The organism is Caballeronia sp. M23-90 (assembly GCF_053574605.1).
Map to the genome: position 1 here is coordinate 1 of NZ_JBSIPA010000615.1, position 3,091 is coordinate 3,091.

The window sequence follows — 3,091 nt, forward strand, 5'->3', positions numbered from 1 at the left end:
ACCTTTCGCCGGTACCAGTCGTCCACCCGATCATCAGCCAAATAAGTGTCAGCTCGGATATACGGAATTAGGTCATATAGGGTAACTGCTTCAACGGGCGTCACTCCATATCCTATTGACGTGACCGTCATCTCATGCTCGGGTCGAAGCTGCTCGACTACCGGTTGAAGCGTTCGTCGCGACGCACCATCGGTTTCATGATCGACGGCACCGGCCTTGCGATCACCGCGCCGCGCTGGGTGACGATCGGTGCTATCGAAAGTGCGATTGTCGAAAAAGAGAAGTGGATCTTCAAGAAGCTCGAAGAATGGCAAACGCGAGTTGAACAACGCGTCGTACCGCGTATTGTCTGGAAGGACGGAGCGCAGCTTCCGTATCTCGGGCAGAACATCAGCGTGATGATGACCGCTGCGCCGGGTGCGACCGGAAAGAGCGCGACTCAACCGCATTTCGATACCACCGCCAACACCCTCTGGCTCGGACTTCCCGCACTGGCTGACGCACAACTCATTCGCGAGCGCGTGCAACGCTGGTTGCATAGACAGGCGCTGGAAGTGTTCGGTCAGCGCCTGCCAGTGTATGCCGCGAAACTCGGCGTTGAATACAAGGCGTATGCGTTGTCTTCGGCGGCAACGCGCTGGGGCAGTTGTTCCAGCGAAGGCAAGATCCGCCTCAACTGGCGGCTGATCCATTTTCCGGTTCACATCATCGACTATGTGGTCGCGCACGAACTCGCGCACCTTCGCGAGATGAACCACAGCGCGCGTTTCTGGAACACCGTCGAATCGATTTTTCCGGACTTCCAGGAAGCGCGGCACACGCTCAAGCATCACCCGCCTGAACTGCTGCCCTTGCTTTAGCGGCCGGTTCAGGACGCATCAAAACGACAACCCTAACAGGACCCCATCATGCGACTTCTCCACACCATGCTGCGCGTCGGCGACTTGCAGCGTTCCATCGACTTCTATACGCGCATTCTCGGCATGAAAGTGCTGCGTCAAAGCGAAAACACCGAATACAAGTACACGCTGGCGTTCGTCGGTTACGGCGATGAAAGCGAGAACAGCGTGCTGGAATTGACCTACAACTGGGGCGTCGACAAATACGACCTGGGTTCGGCGTATGGACACATCGCGCTGGAAGTGGACGATGCCGCCGCCGCATGCAACCGCATCCGCGAGGCCGGCGGCAAGGTCTCGCGCGAAGCGGGTCCGGTGAAAGGCGGCAAGACGGTCATCGCGTTTGTCGAAGACCCGGACGGGTACAAGGTCGAACTGATCGAGAAGCACTCTTGAGATGATTGACCGGGCCCTGCGGGGTCCTTGTCGTTTTTGGCATTCGCAACACCACAATAAAAAGCAGAGACGAGACACTTCATGAGCACCGCCCTTCCCGTTCGACGCGCGCCCGACGCCACCGCCATCCTGTTGATGATCGGCTTGTGCGCGGTGTGGGGCTTCCAGCAGGTCGCGATCAAAGGGGCGAACGTCTCGTTCCCGCCGTTGCTCCAGGCAGGCATTCGCTCCACCATCGCGACCGTGCTGGTGTGGTTCTGGACGCGTTCGCGCGGCGTGGCGCTTTTTCGGCGCGACGATACCCTCGGGTCCGGCCTGCTCGCGGGCGTGCTGTTCGGCGGCGAGTTCGTGTGCATCTTCCTGGGACTGACGCTGACCAGCGCCACGCGCATGGTCGTGTTCCTCTATACCGCGCCGTGCTTCATGGCGCTCGGCCTGCACTTCTTCGTGCCAGGCGAAAAACTTCGCCGCGTGCAGTGGATCGGCATTGCGGTCGCGTTCGGCGGTATCGCGATCGCTTTCGCCGACGGCTTCCTGCATCGGAATCCGGATACGGCATCGACATGGCAAGGCACGGCCGGCGATGCGCTCGGCGTCCTCGGTGGCGTCTTTTGGGCCGCGACCACGGTCGTGATTCGCGCATCGCCGCTCGCACGCGTGAGCGCGAGCAAGACGCTGTTCTATCAACTGGGTGTATCGGCGATTGTCTTGCTCACGCTCGCCTTCACGCTCGATCAGACGCACATCGGCACGATCACGCCGACCGCGATCGCAAGTCTCGCGTATCAGGCGATCATCGTGGCGTTCTTGAGTTATCTCACGTGGTTCTGGCTGCTCACGCGCTACATGGCGTCGCGGCTTTCCGTGTTCTCGTTTCTCACGCCGATCTTCGGCGTGGCGTTCGGCGTGCTGCTGCTCGGCGATACGCTGACAACGCGCTTCATATTGGCGGCGGCACTGGTGGTGATGGGCATTGGGCTGGTGAATGCGCCGGCTGCGCGGGCGCGCGCCTGATCATCTTGAGCGGCCCGTTGCGCGGGCTGCCCGGGTTGCCTCGTTCATGATCTGCGCAGCAAGTCCGAGGGCGCCTTCGGCCGCCGCCGATTGCGTCCGGTCAGCGAGACAAACGAGCGCAAACTGCAAACCAAGCTTGCGCGGATGCACGATCGATACACGCACGAGCCGCTCATGAAGCACCTCGCGTTGCACCGATGAAGCCGTGCAAAACATGACGGCATCCGTGCGCGCGACGACGCTCTTCAACACGGCAACATCGTTGCATTCCAGATGCAGCGGAATCTCCTCGTGCGCGCGAAATTTCAGCAGCCGGCGCACGGCGTCCTCCATGAACGCCGACAACGATACCGACACCAGCGGATACTCCCGCAGCGCCGCGAGCGGCACGGGCGCACGGGCGAGCAGCGGATGCCCCTGCCGCACGAACCAGCCGCCGTCGTGACCGGTCAGCCGATGCATGGTGACATCGGGCGCAATAGCCGTTTCCCGGCGATCCACCACGACGAAGTCCGCGCGTTCGGCGCGTAGCCGCTCCATCAACTTCCCCGCTTCGGCGATCTCCAGCGATATCTTGATGCCCGGGTGATTCCGCGCAAACTCGACGAGCATGTCTGGAAACAGAATATCGGCGCGCATGCCGCCGATATTCTGTCCATGCAGCGGCGGGATGATCTGCTTCTGATCGCTCGAGCGCAGCGCTTCGGGACCGATATCCTCCGCCAGCAGCAACTTCAGCCAGTCGAGCAGCTCGGACGTCGAGGGCTTCTTCTTGAGTCCTG

The 3,091-nt window shown here is 61.2% G+C and carries 3 protein-coding genes and 2 pseudogenes; 3 read left to right on the forward strand and 2 right to left on the reverse strand.

Annotated features, from left to right (window positions below; genetic code table 11):
• Nucleotides 1–119 precede the first annotated feature (119 nt).
• The 3 genes and pseudogenes from ACRXB1_RS33525 to ACRXB1_RS33535 all read left to right on the forward strand — a co-directional run.
• Nucleotides 120–860 (forward strand): annotated as a pseudogene (locus tag ACRXB1_RS33525) (M48 family metallopeptidase); the annotation flags it as partial.
• Between the two features lie 48 nt (nt 861–908).
• Nucleotides 909–1,295, forward strand: coding sequence for a lactoylglutathione lyase (gloA, locus tag ACRXB1_RS33530; RefSeq protein WP_061998536.1), 387 nt, complete (start codon nt 909–911; stop codon nt 1,293–1,295).
• Between the two features lie 81 nt (nt 1,296–1,376).
• Nucleotides 1,377–2,309, forward strand: a complete 933-nt coding sequence (locus tag ACRXB1_RS33535; protein WP_449494474.1) for a DMT family transporter — start codon at nt 1,377–1,379, stop codon at nt 2,307–2,309.
• Here ACRXB1_RS33535 and ACRXB1_RS33540 read toward each other — a convergent pair whose 3' ends face one another.
• Nucleotides 2,310–2,948 (reverse strand): substrate-binding domain-containing protein, encoded by a 639-nt coding sequence (locus tag ACRXB1_RS33540; protein WP_449494475.1) that lies wholly within the window; start codon nt 2,946–2,948, stop codon nt 2,310–2,312.
• Between the two features lie 15 nt (nt 2,949–2,963).
• Nucleotides 2,964–3,091: pseudogene (locus ACRXB1_RS33545) on the reverse strand (AAA family ATPase); the annotation flags it as partial.

Excerpts from the sequence above, each read along its gene's own strand:
- gloA (WP_061998536.1), top strand. The coding sequence starts at position 909 with ATGCGACTTCTCCACACCATGCTGCGCGTCGGCGACTTGCAGCGTTCC.
- ACRXB1_RS33535 (WP_449494474.1), top strand. The coding sequence starts at position 1,377 with ATGAGCACCGCCCTTCCCGTTCGACGCGCGCCCGACGCCACCGCCATC.
- ACRXB1_RS33540 (WP_449494475.1), bottom strand. The coding sequence starts at position 2,948 with ATGCGCGCCGATATTCTGTTTCCAGACATGCTCGTCGAGTTTGCGCGG.